This window comes from Sphingomonas asaccharolytica NBRC 15499 (genome assembly GCF_001598355.1).
Lineage (GTDB): Bacteria > Pseudomonadota > Alphaproteobacteria > Sphingomonadales > Sphingomonadaceae > Sphingomonas > Sphingomonas asaccharolytica.
Map to the genome: position 1 here is coordinate 1 of NZ_BCYU01000189.1, position 642 is coordinate 642.

Genomic DNA, 642 nt, shown 5'->3' on the forward strand with positions numbered 1-642 from the left:
TTTGACTGCTCGCCGAAAAAAGGGGCCGGTTTCCCGACCCCTTCTCGCACCCTCCGTGCGACAGGCGATTACCAGCGGCGCTGGCGGTCATGCTTGTCGAACCGCACCTTGGCGCTCAGCGCGTCATAGCGCCGCTCGAGATCGGCGCGCTCGCGCATGTCGATCCGTCCGCCCGACAGGCGATAGCGATATTCGAGCTTCTGGATCCCGCGCAGCTGGCCCTGTAGCTGGAAGGCTTCGCGGCGATCGAGCCCGCCCGAACGGATGCCCTGGTCGATCCGCGACTGGATCATCTGCGCGCGCTGGTTGAGCGGCGCGAACGGCGCGGCAACCGAAACGGCGGGGAAAGCTGCGGTGGCGAAGCCCAGCCCCATTAGCATCACTGTCAGCTTTTTCATGTCTCTCACTCCTTTGACCAAACATCAGTCGAGAGACGGTCTCGGCCCAAACTGTCGCCGATCTGTGTCGTGAGACGTAAGAATGTGTCGCGGATGATCGCGACTCCGGAAAGTTCGTTCAGGTACATGAATGATGGCTGTCGATCGCGCTTCCAAAATCCTCCCCCGCCAGGGGGAGGTGGCGCGCGAAGCGCGACGGAGGGGGCGGATGGCGATCACCTATCCTCGTGCTTCCTCCCCCTCC

The 642-nt window shown here is 63.2% G+C and carries 1 protein-coding gene; it reads right to left on the reverse strand.

What is annotated here, in order from left to right:
- Positions 1 to 68: 68 nt before the first annotated feature.
- Positions 69 to 398 (reverse strand): hypothetical protein, encoded by a 330-nt coding sequence (locus SAS01S_RS22020; RefSeq protein ID WP_066813403.1) that lies wholly within the window; start codon positions 396 to 398, stop codon positions 69 to 71.
- Positions 399 to 642 lie beyond the last annotated feature (244 nt).